Source organism: Chryseobacterium potabilaquae, assembly GCF_902728265.1.
Classification (GTDB): Bacteria; Bacteroidota; Bacteroidia; order Flavobacteriales; family Weeksellaceae; genus Chryseobacterium; species Chryseobacterium potabilaquae.
Genome location: NZ_CACVBR010000013.1, coordinates 1 through 18,786, shown reverse-complemented (window position 1 = coordinate 18,786; position 18,786 = coordinate 1). Strand labels below are relative to the sequence as shown.

The following is an 18,786-nucleotide window of genomic DNA, read 5'->3' as shown; positions in this document are numbered from 1 at the left end:
CAGGTTAATACCTATTAGGAAAAGACTAAAGCTTTATCTTTGTTTTAATGATTTTAAAAAGTAAATATCTGGTCTTGCTATTTGCAACTCTTTTTTTCCTTCTCTTAGGGATTCAGGTATACTTTATGTATAAAACGTATCAAGTAAAAGAGAGAGAAATCTATAGAACCGTTCATCAAGGACTGACAAACTACACGGATAAATTAGAAGAAGTGACCCGGGTAAATAAAAATGATATGGATGATCTTCTCCAAAAACTTTTTATAAGCTATCACAATAAAGAGATCAGTAAAAAAGATTTTCTTGACTATTTTGAAAAAAACAGGAAAAACACCCAAACTCCATTAAGTAACTATGTAGATTCTCGTTTTAAAAAAGAAGGATATAAAATCGCTGCAAAAATTGAATATTATTCTATTGTTTTTATTCCTGATAGTACTCGATTGATTGATAAACCTATTGTTTTATATGAAACAAAAAACAAAGTCGAGACTCCCGGAATCTCAAGTTCTGGAAAATGGATTACTTCCTCCTCTGTCACCTCACTTGAAAACAGTACAATAAAAAAAGACAATTCATTCTTAATAAAAAGTAAGACAGATTTTGAAATTTTAAATATCAAAAGTATTATATTTAAAGAACTTATTCTTCTTTTCACTTGTTGCATCATACTCCTAATAAGTGTATTGATACTGTACATTATTACTGTAAAAAACTTAATGAAGCATCAAAAGCAAATAGAATTTCTTCATAGTATAGTTGATACTATTTCACACGAATTTAAAACCCCTATTGCAACTTTAAAAGTTGCATCAAAAGCATTAAAAAAAGGTTTTAATACAGATACATTGCTTCTTATAGATCGTCAAATTATTCGCCTGGAAAAATTAATGCATCAACTTCATGAGGATGAAACAGAAGGAAATATAAATGAAATAGATTCGGAAGACTGGGATTTTTTCATTCAGGATCTCGCATTTACTTATCCGGAAACTCAATTTAATTTAGAAAATAAAATCGCACAACAGCTACCTTTTGATAAAAATTTAATAGAAACTATTATTAAAAATCTGTGCGAAAACAGTGTAAAATATGGTGCGAGTACAATAAAAATAATTGTTGAAAATACACAACATCATTTATCTATAGAGATCTCAGACAACGGACAAGGCATTGATAAAAAAGAATGGAAGAATATATTTGAAAAATTTTATAGAATACAATCAAATAACATTCATAATACTAAAGGTTTAGGACTTGGGCTCTACTTTGTAAAAAAGATAATTCAGAGCTACAAGGGTATCATAGAAGTGGACAGTATAATTAAAAAAGGTACAACTTTTAAAATTCATTTGCCTTATGAAAGTTAAAATTCTTTTAGCAGAAGATGATCCTGATTTTGGAATGATACTAAAACAATATCTTGAATTAGAAGATTTTGAGGTAAGCTGGTTTCAGAACCCTCAAGATATTCTTGATCATTTAGAAGTTTCTGATTTTCCTTTTCATCTGGGCATTTTAGATATTATGATGCCCAATATTGATGGATTTTCCCTGGCCAAAATAATTTTAAAAGAAAAATCTAATTTCCCATTACTTTTTTTAACCGCTAAAAACCAGAAAATTGATAGATTAACTGGGCTGAAAATAGGGGCTGATGATTACATTAACAAACCATGTGATCCGGAAGAGCTGGTATTAAGAATAAAAAACATTCTGAAAAGAACATTATCGACAACTCTCGAAAAAAATGTGAAAATTGGAGAATACTTTCTGGATACTGAAAAACTTATGCTATTCCATGAAAAAGAAAGTATTCGTTTAACAATACGTGAACAAAAACTTTTGCTTTATCTATTAGATTACAACAAAAAAACTATCAAACGAAATGACATATTAGACAGCCTTTGGGAAACAAACGATTATTTCTCAGGAAGAAGCCTCGATGTTTTTATCAGCAGACTAAGAAAATACTTCCAACATGATCCCAAAATTAAAATTCAATCTTTAAGGGGAGTCGGATTTGAAATTGATTTTCCAATTAACTAATTTCTATAAAGTAAGCGTAATAATTACGGGGAAATGATCCGATGGATACAATAAATTTTCCCTTCTATCATTAATATGTCTATGCGAATTTATTGTGAAGTCCTTTACAAAAATATAATCGATACGATCTTTGGGAATTTCATTTACATTAAAAGCCGTAAAAGTTCCAATTGGACCATAGTGTTTAGTGGCAGAATGATAAAAAGTATCTTTCAAATATTGGGAAAGAATCTTAATAGGTTCTGTATCATCTGTCAAATTAAAATCACCGCTTAATGTCAATGGTAAGTTTCGAGGATTAATTTCTTTAATCTTTTTTAAAATTAAATTCGCAGATTGTACTCTAGCCACATTACCAACATGGTCAAAATGAAGATTCATTGCTAAAAATTCTTTTTTAGACTTTTTATCTTTAAAAATAGCATAGGTACATACTCTATTGTATGCTGCATCCCACCCTTTAGATGGTTTTTCAGGCGTTTCAGAAAGCCAGAATGTATCAGATAGTACTACCTCAAGTCTATTTTTATTATAAAAAATAGCTGAAAATTCTCCTTTTTCCTTACCATCATCTCTCCCCACTCCTACATAATCATAATCTTTCAAACCATTTTTTATATCTTTCATTTGATCAGGAAGAGCCTCCTGAACGCCAAAATAATCCGGATGATAATAGGTTAATAGGTCTGTAACCTCTTGTTTTCTATTCGGCCACGCATTTTCTTTATCCGATTCTAGATTGAGGCGAATATTGAAACTCATTACGGTAAAGCCTTGTGAAAATCCTAGTACAAAACATACTAGCATAAGAATAGAAAATCTGATATTCATGATGATATTTTTTAATTAATCATCAACAAAAATATAACTTCCCCACAAAAGAAAAGTTATATTTTTAAATTATATTGTTAAATTATCTTTATCTTCCTCTACAGATATAAAATAATCATTAAAATTATCTTTTAAAACCGGGAGCTCACTCTCTAATTTGGCTACACCTATAGTTTTGTAATGAGCCTTTAATGTTATTTTTTTCTTTTTAAGCTGTTCTTTTAGTTCTTTAATATCAATATCTGTTTTTAAAATGGCTAAATATACTTTCATAATTATACTTGTATTAATCCACTCCCTATATCTCTATATTTTATACCTTCAATAGGCTTAGCTTTAGTTTCGATCAATTCCCAGATTTCTTTCGCAGATTTATTGGGGAACTGTTCCACATATAATGCTGCAAGTGCTGAAACATGAGGTGTAGCCATACTGGTTCCACTCATCGCATAATAATTACTAGTCTTATTCTTAGTATTTTTTGGATAGGCACTTATAATATCCACTCCGGGAGCACAAACATTCACACTTCCTCCTGTGGTTGGGTTCAGACCTGCATTAGAAAACTTAGCAATTTTCATCTGTCCATCAATAGCAGCTACAGCCATTATAGATTGTGCATTTGCTGGCGATGATACAGGAAGTGGTATTGACGGTCTACTGCTATCATTTCCTGCTGCTGCGATAATTAAACAATTATTTTCCAACGCTCTAGCTCCTACCGTTTCAAAAAGCAGTGAGGGCGTTTCATTTAATTTCACAGGAGATGCTAGCGAAAGAGACAAAATTCTGAATTTCTTGGTGATTGCCCAATCTATAGCATCGATCACACTACTGGTCGTTCCTTTTCCATTATCAGAAAGAACTTTGGCAATTTTCAAATTACAATCTTTTGCAATCCCATAACGCTTTCCATTATCTGATCTAATATTCCCTGAAACCACACCCGCACAATGGGTCCCATGACCATTGGGATCACGATTCCAATCTTCTCCATCTATGAAAGATTTCCCTTCAATATCTCTTGACAAGAAATCGGGATGAGAGATTTCTAACCCCGTATCAAGAACACAGATATCGACTCCTTTTCCTGTGTACAAAGTGTTTCCTAAGCCAATAGCCTTCAATCCCCATTCCATTTCTACTAAGGGTTTTTGAGGCAATGGTTTATTTATAATATACTTTTCCAGTTCAGTAATTTTATCAGCCAGTTCAACAGATTGTTTTTTAAGCTCATTAATAAGAGCCAATTCATCAGCTGGAAAAAATTCTTTTTCTTTTTCAAAATAAACGATGGGATTAGAATCATTCTTCACCGCACTTTTCAATTGTGCCTCATCCATATTTTCCACCACCAACACACCCAGATTTTTATAAAGAACACCATTATCCTCATCAATGACTTCGTATGAGCGATTTTCTTTTGAAAGATATTCGGATGAAGTAATACTTACCTCCAATTCTTTTTCAATTTTTTTTAGCGAATTGGTTTGTTGATCCTCAAGTAAAACAATATATCGATCTTTTTTCATGGCATTAGTTTTTAAGTCAGTTTCACAAGGACCTTTTCCAAAATAAGGAAAATATCTTCTGAAATCATGGTCAATTTTAGTTTTTTATTAATTCCTACAATCGTCGTATTCTGAGATACAAGCGAAGTCCAGAAAATTTCAATTTTAGCAATAGAATCTAATTGCTTTACTTTATCATCATCTAAAATTCCATTCTGATACAATGAAACCATGAGACCTGATATAATTTCTTCACCATCATCCAGTTTTTTCTGTTCTTTAGTATACATCTCAACTAAAAATTGATGAATACTTTCCATACCATTAAATGAAAACCCCCAAACTAGCTCACGCTTCCCTGTCGCAATTTTCTCCATTTGCACAGGATTGAAGCCTCTTTTTACAGTAGAGATCATATTCATTATTTTCAATACTTCAGACTCATGAGTGGTGTTTCCTTTCGCTCGAAAATATTCCAGAAGTTCATGAAGAAATGTCTCAAACTTAGCATCAAAATCAAATGATTTCGACAAGTAAAGCTCCTGAACTTTATTAAAATTACCTAGAAGAACTTCGATTTTCTGTATCGTATGATGGACAAGTTCCTGCATTATTCAAAAGTTATCTGTTCTATTTCTTTACCATCCTTATCTCTGTACGACACAATTCTTATTCCTTCTTCTTCCATTTCTACATGTAGATTAATGAATAATTTTTCTTTGTCTTCCGAAGAGTTTGTATTCGGATCAATATAAATATTATTCAATTTGGAATTTATAAGACTATATCTATTCAAAACGGTCGTATAAATTTCTTTTAACTCCGTAGATTCAGTTTCATTGGATGTTCCTTCAACAGGTCTCGCCACAGTCATTGTACTTGCGCCATTTCCATTGGAAGAAGTTTTTTTTATATCTGTATTTATAGCTTCAGCTGCCGGGAGTCTACTAATTGATGTACCTCCTACCGCTCTTACGGAGCTTAATACAGTTTTAAAATCTTCAGTCTGAATATTTTTTGTTGTAATAGGCTGAATATTTAATTGCTTTTCCTTATTAACCAAAAGAATTCTTTCGTTCACATCCTGAACAAACTTAGTTTCATCCAACTTAAAATCATAATTTGAATCCGCATCAATATCCGTGATTTTGATAGGAATATCCATTTTGACACTTGGTAAAGAATACCTTGGAACTTTAAAGTACTTTAAATACTCATGTTGTGCATATTCTTTAGCAATAAGAATCGCATTTTCATCCGCCTTTTTACGAGCCTGAATTATCTCGTTGTTGAGATAATTCAGGTAATCTGATAATTTTATCATATCTCGCAAAAGTTTATTGAGCAAGTAATCCAAGAACTTTTTCTAATCCCGCAGGCATCTCATCATTCGTAGCACGTACTTTTACGCCAAGAGAATACTCTTTTTCTACTTTGATACCTGTACTAGAAGTTCTTTTATATGAAACATCCACATTGAATTTCACGGGGCCAAAACCTCCTGAAACACCCGCTTTAATTCCAAATTCATCACTTACATCTTTTGTATATGTTGAGTTCAATTTTACGTTAAAATCAACTTCACAAGTCTCTACTCTGAAACTAGGAACATTTAACAGTGCTATGAAAGGAACAGAAATTTCTACATCCTCTTCAATAGTTGGATCCTCATTAGGGGTATCAGTCTCATTTTTATACTCGGGGTTTGGTACATTTTTCTTATACTTAAACTCTGCCATACGAAGCTTACTTTCATTTCCATCTTGCTCAAATCCCACTTCTTTAATAAAGTTTACAGTACTTACTGAAGCATTAGACTGTGCTTTAACACACGCATCTAAAGGCCCTCCAATAATTTTTGCGAAATCTATACTTCCCAATTCTGCAGCAAAGTCTGCACTCGCAGCATCAGAAGTTTTAAACACCTCATCGTCTGCAGCCATTTTACCTGCAATCATTTTCATAATTTCCGAAGAAGCAGATGAAAATGATTTTTCCCATTTTGCATCATACCCTTTCTTGAAATCATCAATAATAGTTAGTAAGTCTTTGTTACTTAAACCCGCCAGCTCAGATATTTCAATTCCTGAAATTTTTTCATACACTGACGGTGTAATTGTTTTTTCTAACCCTGTTAAAAAGTCAACTAATTCGTTCTTTGTTTTTTTTGTGTGGTTTGCATCCAACACTGATTTTAATGTTTCCATGTTTTTTGGTTTTTGTTTTTTGTTATTGTTAAAACTTTATACTGCAAATCTATATCACTGAAACTTGAAGTACGTCCGTAAAATCACTAAACTTGAACCGTAAAATCACTTAATAAAACACAGATACTTAAAATATAAAAATTTTAATTTGATTTTTTTGCTTTAATCATCGTTTCTAAAGCATCCCACATTTCTTTTGGAATATCCTCAAGCATATTAAATTCTCCTGCACCCTGAAGCCACTCACCACCATCAATGGTTACCACTTCACCATTCATATAAGCAGAATAATCAGAAACCAAATAAGCTGCTAAATTAGCAAGCTCTTGATGTTCTCCTACTCTTCTCAATGGAACTTTTTTTCTCATATCAAATTTTTCCTGAAGATCTCCCGGAAGAAGTCTTTCCCATGCTCCTTTTGTAGGGAAAGGTCCTGGAGCAATAGCATTAAAACGAATTCCATACTTTGCCCACTCTACGGCTAGAGATCTGGTCATTGCCAAAACTCCGGCTTTTGCACAAGCAGATGGAACAACATAGGCAGATCCTGTCCACGAATAAGTCGTTACAATATTGAGGACAGTTCCTGATGTTTTTGAATCAATCCAATGTTTTCCTATAGATAGGGTACAGTTTTTTGTTCCTTTTAGAACAATATCCAAGATAGAATCAAAAGCAGAATGTGTCAATCTCTCCGTTGGAGAAATAAAATTGCCGGCAGCATTATTTAATAATATATCAATTTTACCGAATTCTTTTAGTGTAGCCTCTTTCATTGCTTCCACTTCATCCCAATTTCTCACATCGCAAGCCACACAAAGAACTTTCCCTCCTGTTTCATCTTCTAATTCTTTAGCTGTTGCCTGTAATTTTTCAATATTTCTGGAAGTGATTACTACTTTCGCTCCCAATTCAAGAAAATATTTGGTCATCGCTTTTCCAAGACCACTTCCTCCACCTGTTACAATTGCCACTTTATCCTTTAGCGCTCCTTCACGTAACATCGGTTGTGTATACAAATTCATACATTCTAATTTTGCCTAAAAGTAATAAATATTGACGGTACTCCATTCAAATTATACAATGCCATAAATAATTATTTTTATTTTTAACTAAATTTTATAAAAATACAAGTTTGAAGTACTTTACTTTTCTCTTGTTACCATATTCAATTTCGTGTTCAACTTTAGCCCTAAATAAAAAAGGCTGCAAAAATGCAGCCTCATAATTTTTACTTCTCAATTTCAAAAAGCAGTCGTTCGCCAAATTTTTCGTCATGAATCATTCCATTTTCATAAGCCAAATGTCCATTAACAAAAGTATGGGTTACTTTAGCATGAAAATCCGTTCCTTCAAGAGGACTCCAGCCACATTTGTAAAGGATATTTTCTTTAGCAACCGTCCAATTTTCATTTAAATCAACCAATACTAAATCCGCCTTATATCCTTCTCTTACAAAGCCTCTTTTCTCAATTCTAAAAAGAATAGCCGGATTATGAGACATTTTTTCAACGATTTTTTCTAAAGAAATTTTTCCATTTCTATAATTTTCAAGCATAACAACCAACGAATGCTGAACTAAAGGAGCTCCAGAAGGGCATTTTGTATACACATTCTGCTTTTCTTCCCAAGTGTGAGGAGCATGATCGGTAGCAATTACATCAATTCGGTCATCTAAAAGAGCCTGCCAAAGTCCGTCTTTATCTTTTTGAGTTTTTACAGCAGGATTCCATTTAATTAATCCACCCTTTGTTTCGTAGTCGTCATTCGTAAATGTCAAATGATGCACACAAACTTCTGCCGTAATTTTTTTATCTTTTAAAGGAATATCATTCCTAAAGAGTTCTGTTTCCTTTGCGGTTGATAAATGGAAAACATGAAGCCTTGCTCCTGTTTTTTGAGCTAATTCAATAGCTTTTGAGGAAGATTTATAACATGCTTCTTCACTTCTGATCAAATGATGAAATTTCACAGGAATATCTTCACCATACTCATCCATATATTTTTGAGTATTGGCTTTAATGGTGGCTTCATCTTCACAATGAACCGCAATCAACATTTTTGTATTACTGAAAATATTTTCCAATGTTTCAGGGTTATCCACTAACATATTCCCTGTAGAAGATCCCAAAAACAACTTAATTCCAGGAACATTCCTTGGGTTGGTTTTTAAAACTTCTTCCAAATTATCATTGGTTCCTCCCATCATAAAGCCATAGTTGGCATAAGCTTTTTGAGCCCCTATTTCATATTTATTAGCCAACAACTCCTGGGTCACAGCATTAGGAACCGTATTAGGCTGATCAATAAAACTCGTAATTCCTCCTGCAATTGCAGCTCGAGACTCACTTTCAATATCTCCTTTATGAGTTAATCCCGGTTCACGAAAGTGCACTTGATCATCAATTATACCGGGTAAAAGAAACTTCCCGGAGCCATCGATAATGCGATCTGCCTCTTCAGAAATAGGAGAATCTATTTTAAAAATTATATCATCTTGAATTAAAATATCGCTTTCTACAATTTGTCCTTCATTAACGATTTTTACATTTTTGATTAAGGTCTTCATTTACTTTTTAGATATTAGATTTAGGTATCAGATTGAGACTCCACTCTCTGATATTTTCATTTTTAGCAAAATTAACGTTTATGAATGAATTTAATTATTACTCATAAAAAATCAATTTCTAAATATTTACATTTGCATAAAAATTTCACTTTTTTAAAATCAAAGATTACATCTGAACGATAAAAAATAACTACGGATGAAAAAACTTTTAAACGAAACTATTATCTATGGGATTGGGGCTATTATGCCGAGAATTATTGTTGTATTATTAAATTATTTATTCATTAAAAATATCAACAATAGTGACTTTGCCATTTTCACCAACTTATATGCACTCATTTCATTTATTAATATAGTTTTGTCTTTTGGTTTTGAAACAGCCTATTTTAGATTTTCTTCAGATAAAAATAATGAACAAAAAGTATTTAATACCTCTTTTTGGTTTTTGGCAGGATTATCTACTATTTTTTTAATACTCGTTTTATTATTTAATCAACCTATCGCTAATCTTTTTGGCTATTCTAACACTCCTGAATTTATAAGATGGTTTGCATGGATTGCATTTTTTGATAATCTTTTAGTGATTCCATTAGCGTGGTTTAGATTTCATAATAAGCCCATAAAATACACTGCTATCAGAGTCACTCAAGCGGTATTTCAAACTATTTTTGCCATAGCACTATTCCTGTATGTTCCTCAGGAGTTTTCATTAAAATTAGGCTTAAAAGAAAAAGTTTCTTATCCCTTTTATAGTAATTTAGCAGCAAGTTTTTTAGGGTTTCTCCTAGTTTTACCTATTATTTTAAAAGTAAAATTTCAGTTTTCAAAAGATCTTTTCTTGCAAATGATCAAATATTCTTGGCCGATTATGATTGCAGGCTTAGCCTTTATGTTTAATGAAAATTTTGATAAATTCATTCAAAAATTCATTATAGATGATGCAGATGCGGGTGCTTATGGGGGTTGTTACAAAATGGCCGTTCTTATGACTCTTTTCGTAACAGCGTACAGAATGGGAATTGAACCATTTTTTTTCAAGCAGATGCAAAGCGAAAATGCAAAAGTAACTTACGCAAAAGTAACAGAATATTTTTCTTTTTTTGCCTCAGCAGTTTCTTTGGGAATTATAGCCAATGTTTCTTGGCTTAAACTTTTACTTGTACCCAATAGCTCTTATTGGATAGCATTAAATATCGTCCCTATTATTGTCATAGCCAATTTATTTTTTGGAATTTATTACAATCTTTCAACATGGTATAAAGTAACCGATAGAACTAGAATCGGAACCTATATTTCCTGGACAGGAGCCATCATCACCATTGTTCTGAATCTTGTTCTTTTAAGACAGTACGGATTTATGATTTCTGCATGGGTAACCTTACTCGCCTATTTCATCATGATGATTACCTCCTATTTATTAGGACAAAAATATTATCCCATTCCCTATAGAATAAATAAAATAGCATTTTTCATAGGACTCTTAATCCTATTTAGCTTTATAACAGTCTTTTTCTTCGATTACAATTTTTGGATGGGAAACTTATTATTTTTAGTTTACTCCGGAATTTTAATATACTCTGAAAAAGAGATGTTCCTATCAAAAATTGGCAAAAAATAATTTTTGGTCTTTAATTTGATATTAACCAATCCTATTTTAAAATTAAACAAATATTAAAAGATTATAAATTGATACTATATTAATGGTTTTAATTATTATCTTTAACCCACAAACTAAAATTAACAAACAATCATTAATATAATTCATGAAAATTATTGTTCCGATGGCGGGCCGTGGTTCGAGATTACGTCCCCATACTTTAACTGTTCCTAAACCATTAATTCCCATTGCAGGAAAACCTATCGTACAGAGATTGGTAGAAGACATTGCTAAGGTTGCAGGGGAAAATATTGAAGAGGTTGCTTTTATTATTGGAGATTTTGGTTCTGAAATTGAAAAATCATTACTTAAAATTGCAGAAAAACTAGGCGCAAAAGGAAGTATTTATCACCAAACTGATCCACTAGGAACCGCCCATGCTATAAAATGTGCCGATGCATCTATGCAAGGAGATGTAGTAATTGCTTTTGCAGACACTTTATTCCGAGCCGATTTTCAACTAGATAAAAATTCAGATGGCGTTATTTGGGTAAAAAGTGTGGAAGATCCTTCCTCTTTTGGAGTAGTAAAATTAGATAATTATGGTTTCATTACAGATTTTGTAGAAAAGCCCGAGACTTTTGTATCAGATTTGGCCATTATTGGGATTTATTATTTTAATAGTGCCGAAAAATTGATGCACGAAATCAATTATATTATGGATAATAATATTAAAAATGGAGGAGAATATCAATTAACAACAGCACTAGAAAATCTAAGAACTAAAGGAGCTAAGTTTACTTTAGGAAAAGTTAATGATTGGATGGACTGCGGAAACAAAAATGCAACTGTAGAAACTAATAGTAAAATCCTAGGCTACGAAAAAGAAGCAATGAACGAATATCCGGCTTCAGCTGTAATAGAAAATTCATTAATAATCCCTCCGTGCTTTATTGGTGAAAATGTAAAAGTCTCAAATTCCAAAATAGGACCTGGTGTTTCTTTAGGAAATAACACCGTAATTGTGAATTCAAATATTGAAAACTCTTTGATTCAAGAAAACACAAAAATAAATCATGGTAACCTTTCCAATTCAATGATAGGTAACTCTGCTCAATATTATGGAATTGCAAGAGAAATTTCTTTGGGAGATTATTCCGTTTTAGATTTCCAATCTAAATAAAATTTAGGAAATTATTCTCTATAAATAAAATATATTCAAACCACACAAAATGTTTTGTGTGGTTTGGCGTTAATATTGTACCTATTTTTTAACATTCTAAAAGATAAATACATGAAAAAATGGATCTCAGTACTTATACTGCTTTTTATTGTTACATCTTGTAAAACAAGAAATATCGTTGAAAAAAAAGATGATAATACTAAAATTGACAGCAATACAGTATTAGGCAATGATCAAACTCCGAAAGATGCCAATCAGCCTGTAAGAGATAAACTTGCATTTTATGAACATGTACTTATCCCTCCTCCTTTTGAACAAATAAAAATCAATAGTAAAGTTAATGTAGAAACCGGTAATTTTATTCCGACACTGGACGCTACGATCTATATTGAAAAGGATAAAAAAGTATGGATGAATTTGCAAGCAATCATATTCAATGTAGCACGAGGAATTGCTACACCCGAAGGGATTAAAGGGCAGGACAAAACAAGTAAAACTTATATCGATTCTGATTTTGAATACCTGAACAATCTTCTCAATGTGAACTTTATCGACTATAAATCTGTAGAAAAAATTTTAATGGGTAGAACTTTTGTCAAGATTACTGATTCTGATTTTATACTCACGAAAAATGCCCAAGGATATAAAGTCGTGTCAAATGCCAATCAAAAAATTGTAACCCATGATAAAATCAGGGAATATAAAATCTCTCTTCAATATGATGACAATTACGATTTACTAATGGTTAATTTAAAAGATATTTTATCATCTGATGAATTGGAAATTTCTTATAGCAACTGGGCAGAGTTTAACGAAATTCGTCTACCAAAAAATGTTAAAATAATTATAAAAGGTTCAAAAACCAGTCAAATTTTACTGGAAAATACGAAATTTGACTTTTCGAGGATGGAAACACCGTATTCTGTACCATCTAGTTACAAGAAAATTGAGATTAAATGATTAAAAAAATTAGCTTTTTAATAGGCATTTTATTGTTTGGATTGCAGTATGGGCAGAAAAAAGAACAATTACAAAAACAAAATGCCGAACTTAAAAAACAAATTGCACAAATAAATTCTGACTTAGCTAAGACAAGAAATGAGTCTAAGCTCTCTATAGCATATCTTTCCAACGTCAATAAAAAATTAACGTTAAGAGAAAAAGTATACAATAATACTCAAAAAGAAAAAAGATTTATTGAAGATGAAATTTATCTTCGACAGCTCGAAATAAATCGTCAGAACAGAGAGCTAGTAGTTCTAAGAAAAAACTATGCGAATGTTTTGATCAATGTATACAAAAACAAAGGAGTACAAAATAAAGTTACATTTATTCTATCTTCTAAAAATTTGGGAGAAGCCATAAGAAGAGTTCAATACTTAAAAGAATATTCTGATTATCAAGATAAAAAAGCAGCAGAAATCACAGATGCCGCTGCACAAATTAAAAGAACGATTGAACAAAGAAAAAAATCAGTTCAAGAAAAAGATGTTCTCTTAGTTAATCAACAAAAAGACTTGACTACCATCAACGCAGAAAGAGCACAAAAAGAACAACTCGTTACTGAGTTCAAGAAAAACGAAGCTAAGCTCACAGTAGAACTCAAACAAAAGCAATCTCAATCGAAAGCATTGGAAGGGCAAATTAGATCTATCATTGCTGAAGAAATCAGAATTGCCAAAGCGGAAGCGGAAGCGAGAAAAAAAGCGGAAGCAGAAAAGATACGTTTAGCAAAACTTGCTGCTGAAAGAGAAAAGGCAAGAATTGAAGCCGAAAATAAAGCAAGAGCAGAAGCATTAGAAAGAGAAAGAATAGCTGCGGAAGCGGAAGCTAAAAGAGCAGCAGAACTTGCAGCTAAAAGGGCTGAGGAAGAAAAAAAACGTACCGAAGAAGCCGCAAAAGCAGAAGCTAATTCCCGAGATGAAGCAAGAAAATTAGCAGCAAAAAAAGCAGCCGACGAGGCAGCAGCTAAGGCAAAAGAAGCAGCTAATAAATTGGCTGCTGCAAGAGAAGCGGAATCAGCATTGACTAAAAGAAAGGAAGAAGAGAAAAAAGCAGCCGAATCTAAAGCTATGACTAATTTCGGCGTTTCAACAGTTGCGGGAAGCAATTTTGCTGAAAATAGAGGACGACTCGGATTCCCTGTAGATAAAGGCCAAATAACCCACCGTTTTGGAAGGCAACCTCACCCTGTATTTAAACATATTGTCGAAGAAAATAATGGAATAAAAATCTCAGTTCCTGCAGGTACTCGTACAAAATGTGTGTTTCCAGGATCCGTTTCTTCAGTATTAGCAAATAATGATGGTACAAAAACAGTTATTGTAAAACATGGAGATTATTTCACTATTTATTCTAACTTAGGAAATGTAAATGTTTCTAAAGGTCAACAAGTATCTGCAGGTACCCCAATCGGGACCGTAGCCCAAGATTTTGATGGATCATATACTCTTGATTTTCAAGTATGGAATGGCAGTACACCGGTTGATCCATTAGGTTGGGTTTCTTATTAAAAAAAGCTTAACTTTGCAATAAATATTAGAAAGAAATGAATGCAATCACAATACTTGCCTTATCTTGGCAACATATACTCATCGTAGCAATACTACTGGTATTACTTTTCGGAGGCAAAAAAATTCCGGAATTAATGAGAGGAGTAGGTTCTGGAATTAAAGAATTTAAAGACGCGGTAAAAGAAGACGAAAAAGGTTCTGAAAACAAGACTAATAATAATTCTTCAAGTAACTAAATTTCTTTAGAATTAATGAACTTTACTGAAACTGCATGGAAAATCTTCAATCAATCAATTGAGGATTATCATATGCTCGATAATGTCGATACTCTAATTAATAACCCGTTTGAAAAAGAAAGTTTGGAACGGATTTTGTATGCAAAGAACTGGATTGATACTGTTCAATGGCATTTGGAAGATATAATTAGAGATGAAAATATTAACCCAACTGAAGCTCTTCAACTGAAAAGAAGAATAGATTCATCTAATCAACAACGAACAGATTTAGTAGAATTTATAGACAGTTGGTTTTTTAAAAAGTTTGAAAATATAACTCCTAAGCCTGATGCAAAAATCAACACCGAAACTCCCGCTTGGGCAGTAGATAGGTTGTCAATTCTTGCGTTAAAGGTTTACCATATGTCATTAGAAGCTAATAGAGAATCTGCTTCAGAAGAACATCGTGCAAATTGTAAAGCAAAATTAGATGTACTTCTCATGCAAAAAGAGGATTTATTTACTTCCATTAATCAGTTGCTTACTGATATTGAGAACGGTGCTGTTAAGATGAAAATGTACAAACAAATGAAAATGTACAATGATGAAAGTCTTAACCCAATCCTATATCAAAAGGAGCAACAGAAATGAAAAGACTACTTTTTTTTGGAGTACTTCTCGTAATAACATTTTCTTGTGCAACGGAAAAACTTAATTTTTCTCCGTTGTCCACTAGCTTTTATACTGAAACCAAGGGTCCTAATACAGATAAAGGATTAAAAAAAAGTATTGAAATTAACATAAAAGAGAATGTAACCGCTTCTGAAATATCAAATCTAATAGCCACTTTTCCAAAATTCGAAAATAATAGCTTAAATAATGAAGTAACAAACTTGAAATACAGTCTTCAAAACTATTTGTATGCTATCGAAGCTAGTAATATTGCAGGAAAAGACAGATCCATTAAAGACTTCGAAAATTCATATAGAAAAATTCAAAAGCTAAGACGAAACCTAGATAAGGATGATGATGAAATATTAAATAGATATTTAGTCCGGTTAAAAACCAACATCTCTGTTATCGAAAGCTCTATAAAAAGAAATTAAAAATTCGATTATTCATGATTAAAACTCAGGCGGAAGCTAATGTTCCCACAGAACACGGCACTTTCCGAATGATTGCCTTTTCTGAAAACGAAAACGATTGGATGCCTCACATGGCTATTATTGCAGAAAATACAGATTTTTCAAAGCCAGTGAATGTACGTTTTCATTCAGAGTGTATTACAGGAGAGGTTTTCCATTCAAAAAAATGCGAATGCGGTCAGCAGCTAGATGCTGCCATGAAATATATCCATGAAAATGGAGGGATAATAATTTATCTTCGACAGGAAGGGAGAAATATTGGTATTATCAATAAATTAAAAGCATACTCTTTACAGGAAAAAGGCCTCGATACTGTAGAAGCCAATCTACAACTAGGACTTCCAGCAGATGATAGAAACTTTGGGGTAGCTATTGACATCCTTAACTTATTAGAGGTAAAAGAAATTAATCTTCTTACCAATAATCCTGAAAAAGTAAAGTATGTAACGGAAAGTAATATTCATTTGAATTCAAGAGTTCCATTACAAATTCCTCCTAATGATATTAGCCGCGATTATTTAAAAACCAAAAAGGACTATTTCGGTCATTTATTGGATGATAATGATACTTAATAAAAATAGTTCGGCATAAACCGAACTATTTTTATTTAAAATCTTTCATATTCATACCCTATGAGTTAGATTTTTAAGCGTTTTTTTCCTGTGGTTTTAGAATTATTGTTTTGTAACCGTCCAGCTTCCACCAATATTTTGCTGTTTCCAAGTTCCTGACTTAGTTTCTAAGCTACCATATAATCTAAACCCTGAAATAGGTGACGGAGATGGATTTAAAGCACCACTCCCTCCTCCTAAAAGACTCGTAAAATAGGTTTCTTCTATATTGCCATTTACCAATCTGATAACCTCTATGTTTCCACTTTTGGAAACATTTAAGATGATTGTTCCATTCATACCTCCTATATAGCTACCCACCCATTTCCCTTGATATGGAGAAATATAGTTATTTTGGGCATCATAAAGATACATTTCGTCAACTATATAGCTACATGAAAACATTGGAGACAACATAGTTATCATTAAAAATATAATGTTAATTTTTTTTATCATTGAATTGTATTTATTTTGCTACCATGCCACTTTCCATTTTTCTTCACAATACCATACATCAAAACTTTAAATTCTTGAGGTTTCTTTAATGCACTCGGAGATGCATTTGGGCTAACGTGACCATCATCACCTATTGAAAATCCTATTTGGAATCCCCAATCAAAAGTTTTCTCAACATTATTTACATTATACTTATTTTCATAATATGTCTTCTGTACTAATAACTTACCTAATGGAACAGCATTATAGGAATAAGTAATATTATTATCTGGTTTTGGCTGCCCTGTTGAAGTAGCAAAACTTTCAACCTTTTTCACCACGTTTTCCCAAAACATTTTATTAAGATAATTATAGGAGAGTTGCCGATTCCCTTCTTTAAGTGCAGAATAAATTCCTTTATCAACAATAGGATTACTTGAAGAAAAATTAAGTGGTATAATATCTTCTATATAATAGTTATCTTGAAATATTTTAGGATACCCCGAAGTACTAAAACCTTTCATTGAAGAAAGCCCCGGATTAAGATAATCTTGCATCCAAAAAACATTTGCATCAAATTGATATCTATTATTATTGTTATAAATAGTGGTTATTCTGTTGCTTGCAGGAGGGGGATTAAAATATGATGAGTAATCATAATAAAAAGTTGCTCCTATTACACCTAATCTAATTTCATCAGCTTTTTCTTTTCTCCATAATCCAGTCCATCCTTTATATTGATGCTTAACCTTTACCCCCAAATTATATACTAAATAGTAGTTATAATTATAAGCCTTGGTTTTAACTCTACGATTTTCTTCATATCTATCAACACACATATTTGAATCTCCGAATAAACTTTGTAACCAAGTGTTATAGGTGGTACAGTTTTGAAGATTGTTTATAAAATTTAGCATTTGGGTACTTGAGGTCCCTCCTGCACTCTCAAATCCTCCGCTATAAGTATTTCCTGTTTGCCCTGAGCCACCGCTGCTTCCACCCGTATTGCCAAACCCACCACTATAAGTGTTTGTTCCTCTAAAATACTCAATGGAACTATTATTTCCTAACGAAATTTTTTCTCCCGCAGGCAAGCTTTGAATATAGGAGATTTTAATATTATCACTAGTAGGATATAATAGATTATCTGATATTTGTTTTACTTCTAAATACTGTTCTAAAAGCTGATAGTTTTGAATATCTACAATAAACAAACCTACATCAGTATATTTATAAATTTTATTTGCAACTTGAATCTCAGCATCACTATTTAAAAATGCACCATAAGCATCATCTCCCACTAATTCTTCTAAATCATCAATATCCTCTTCAATCATATCATTACTATCTATTTTAGCATTGGCACTTTTTGAAGCCATAAATCTTTTGTTAAGTCTTAAAAGTTGAATCCTTTGAGCAACTTTAGACGCAATTTTTTTTTCATTTTTCTGTGTTATTATTGGTCTAAGAGAAATAATATCTTTTTCATCAATATAACCAGCAATTACTTCATCTTCCGCATCTTTAAACTTATCATAAGTAAGCTGAAGCGATTCTTTATTTGGAAAATATAATCTACCATTATTAACTATCCCTTCAGAAATAATGGGATTGCTTCTATCTGCATTATCAACTAGCAAATCCTCTCTACAAGAAATAGATAACATAAGAGAACTCAAGACAAAAGTTCTTACAATTGTTTTTATCATTAAATGTTTTTTTACTCTGCAAAAATATTTTTTTTAATAAGTATTTCAAAGCTTTGAAATACTTATTAAAAAAGCACCTTCCAAATACATTACATTTTTTAAAGTATAAAAAAATATTTGAGAAAGAATTTGATATATACATTATATAATAATAGAAAATTTTCATTTATGAATAAAAAGCAAACAAACACATTAATTTAAATTATAAATT

General features: G+C 32.0%; 20 protein-coding genes. 10 read left to right on the top strand and 10 right to left on the bottom strand.

Annotated elements, in window-relative coordinates; translation table 11 throughout:
• Window positions 1-125 precede the first annotated feature (125 nt).
• Window positions 126-1,370, top strand: coding sequence for a sensor histidine kinase (locus CHRY9293_RS08885; protein ID WP_162032657.1), 1,245 nt, complete (start codon window positions 126-128; stop codon window positions 1,368-1,370).
• Window positions 1,360-2,049, top strand: coding sequence for a response regulator transcription factor (locus CHRY9293_RS08880; RefSeq protein ID WP_162032656.1), 690 nt, complete (start codon window positions 1,360-1,362; stop codon window positions 2,047-2,049). The genes CHRY9293_RS08885 and CHRY9293_RS08880 overlap by 11 nt, the downstream gene beginning before the upstream one ends.
• A gap of 3 nt (window positions 2,050-2,052) precedes the next feature.
• Here CHRY9293_RS08880 and CHRY9293_RS08875 read toward each other — a convergent pair whose 3' ends face one another.
• The 8 genes from CHRY9293_RS08875 to CHRY9293_RS08840 form a co-directional block, all read right to left on the bottom strand.
• The gene (locus CHRY9293_RS08875) at window positions 2,053-2,880 is read right to left on the bottom strand and encodes an endonuclease/exonuclease/phosphatase family protein (RefSeq protein ID WP_162032655.1); all 828 of its coding nucleotides are present in this window, start codon (window positions 2,878-2,880) and stop codon (window positions 2,053-2,055) included.
• Between the two features lie 69 nt (window positions 2,881-2,949).
• Window positions 2,950-3,153 (bottom strand): hypothetical protein, encoded by a 204-nt coding sequence (locus CHRY9293_RS08870; RefSeq protein ID WP_122546053.1) that lies wholly within the window; start codon window positions 3,151-3,153, stop codon window positions 2,950-2,952.
• Between the two features lie 2 nt (window positions 3,154-3,155).
• Entirely contained in the window at window positions 3,156-4,412 is a 1,257-nt protein-coding gene (locus CHRY9293_RS08865) for a S8 family peptidase (RefSeq protein ID WP_162032654.1), read from the bottom strand.
• A gap of 11 nt (window positions 4,413-4,423) precedes the next feature.
• Window positions 4,424-5,002, bottom strand: coding sequence for a hypothetical protein (locus CHRY9293_RS08860; RefSeq protein WP_162032653.1), 579 nt, complete (start codon window positions 5,000-5,002; stop codon window positions 4,424-4,426).
• A complete protein-coding gene (locus CHRY9293_RS08855) occupies window positions 5,002-5,715 on the bottom strand; it encodes a hypothetical protein (protein WP_162032652.1) in 714 nt (237 codons plus the stop codon). Before CHRY9293_RS08855 ends, CHRY9293_RS08860 begins: the two co-directional genes overlap by 1 nt.
• A 13-nt stretch (window positions 5,716-5,728) precedes the next feature.
• Window positions 5,729-6,598 carry a DUF2589 domain-containing protein gene (locus tag CHRY9293_RS08850; protein WP_228443030.1) on the bottom strand — a complete coding sequence of 290 codons (870 nt, stop codon included), beginning with the start codon at window positions 6,596-6,598 and terminating at the stop codon, window positions 5,729-5,731.
• A 143-nt stretch (window positions 6,599-6,741) separates the two neighbouring features.
• A complete protein-coding gene (locus CHRY9293_RS08845) occupies window positions 6,742-7,623 on the bottom strand; it encodes an SDR family oxidoreductase (protein ID WP_162032651.1) in 882 nt (293 codons plus the stop codon).
• A gap of 206 nt (window positions 7,624-7,829) precedes the next feature.
• Window positions 7,830-9,167, bottom strand: a complete 1,338-nt coding sequence (locus CHRY9293_RS08840; RefSeq protein ID WP_162032650.1) for a dihydroorotase — start codon at window positions 9,165-9,167, stop codon at window positions 7,830-7,832.
• Between the two features lie 196 nt (window positions 9,168-9,363).
• Here CHRY9293_RS08840 and CHRY9293_RS08835 point away from each other — a divergent pair, with 196 nt between their 5' ends.
• The 8 genes from CHRY9293_RS08835 (at window position 9,364) to ribA (ending at window position 16,392) form a co-directional block, all read left to right on the top strand.
• Complete coding sequence (locus CHRY9293_RS08835; protein ID WP_162032649.1) at window positions 9,364-10,785, top strand: lipopolysaccharide biosynthesis protein; 1,422 nt, start codon at window positions 9,364-9,366, stop codon at window positions 10,783-10,785.
• 145 nt (window positions 10,786-10,930) lie between these two features.
• A complete protein-coding gene (locus CHRY9293_RS08830; RefSeq protein ID WP_162032648.1) occupies window positions 10,931-11,947 on the top strand; it encodes a sugar phosphate nucleotidyltransferase in 1,017 nt (338 codons plus the stop codon).
• A 111-nt stretch (window positions 11,948-12,058) separates the two neighbouring features.
• Window positions 12,059-12,907 (top strand): DUF4292 domain-containing protein, encoded by an 849-nt coding sequence (locus CHRY9293_RS08825; protein WP_162032647.1) that lies wholly within the window; start codon window positions 12,059-12,061, stop codon window positions 12,905-12,907.
• A complete protein-coding gene (locus tag CHRY9293_RS08820; RefSeq protein WP_122546044.1) occupies window positions 12,904-14,460 on the top strand; it encodes a peptidoglycan DD-metalloendopeptidase family protein in 1,557 nt (518 codons plus the stop codon). Before CHRY9293_RS08825 ends, CHRY9293_RS08820 begins: the two co-directional genes overlap by 4 nt.
• 35 nt (window positions 14,461-14,495) lie before the next feature.
• On the top strand, window positions 14,496-14,696 hold the full coding sequence (locus tag CHRY9293_RS08815) for a twin-arginine translocase TatA/TatE family subunit (RefSeq protein WP_122546043.1): 201 nt from the start codon (window positions 14,496-14,498) through the stop codon (window positions 14,694-14,696).
• Between the two features lie 15 nt (window positions 14,697-14,711).
• Complete coding sequence (locus CHRY9293_RS08810; RefSeq protein ID WP_122546042.1) at window positions 14,712-15,326, top strand: DUF4254 domain-containing protein; 615 nt, start codon at window positions 14,712-14,714, stop codon at window positions 15,324-15,326.
• Window positions 15,323-15,781, top strand: coding sequence for a hypothetical protein (locus tag CHRY9293_RS08805; protein ID WP_122546041.1), 459 nt, complete (start codon window positions 15,323-15,325; stop codon window positions 15,779-15,781). The genes CHRY9293_RS08810 and CHRY9293_RS08805 overlap by 4 nt, the downstream gene beginning before the upstream one ends.
• A gap of 14 nt (window positions 15,782-15,795) precedes the next feature.
• Entirely contained in the window at window positions 15,796-16,392 is a 597-nt protein-coding gene (ribA, locus tag CHRY9293_RS08800) for a GTP cyclohydrolase II (RefSeq protein ID WP_122546040.1), read from the top strand.
• A gap of 102 nt (window positions 16,393-16,494) precedes the next feature.
• Here the strand turns inward: ribA and CHRY9293_RS08795 are convergent, their stop codons facing one another.
• Window positions 16,495-16,887 carry a hypothetical protein gene (locus tag CHRY9293_RS08795; RefSeq protein WP_162032646.1) on the bottom strand — a complete coding sequence of 131 codons (393 nt, stop codon included), beginning with the start codon at window positions 16,885-16,887 and terminating at the stop codon, window positions 16,495-16,497.
• Complete coding sequence (locus tag CHRY9293_RS08790) at window positions 16,884-18,575, bottom strand: hypothetical protein (RefSeq protein WP_162032645.1); 1,692 nt, start codon at window positions 18,573-18,575, stop codon at window positions 16,884-16,886. Before CHRY9293_RS08790 ends, CHRY9293_RS08795 begins: the two co-directional genes overlap by 4 nt.
• Window positions 18,576-18,786 lie beyond the last annotated feature (211 nt).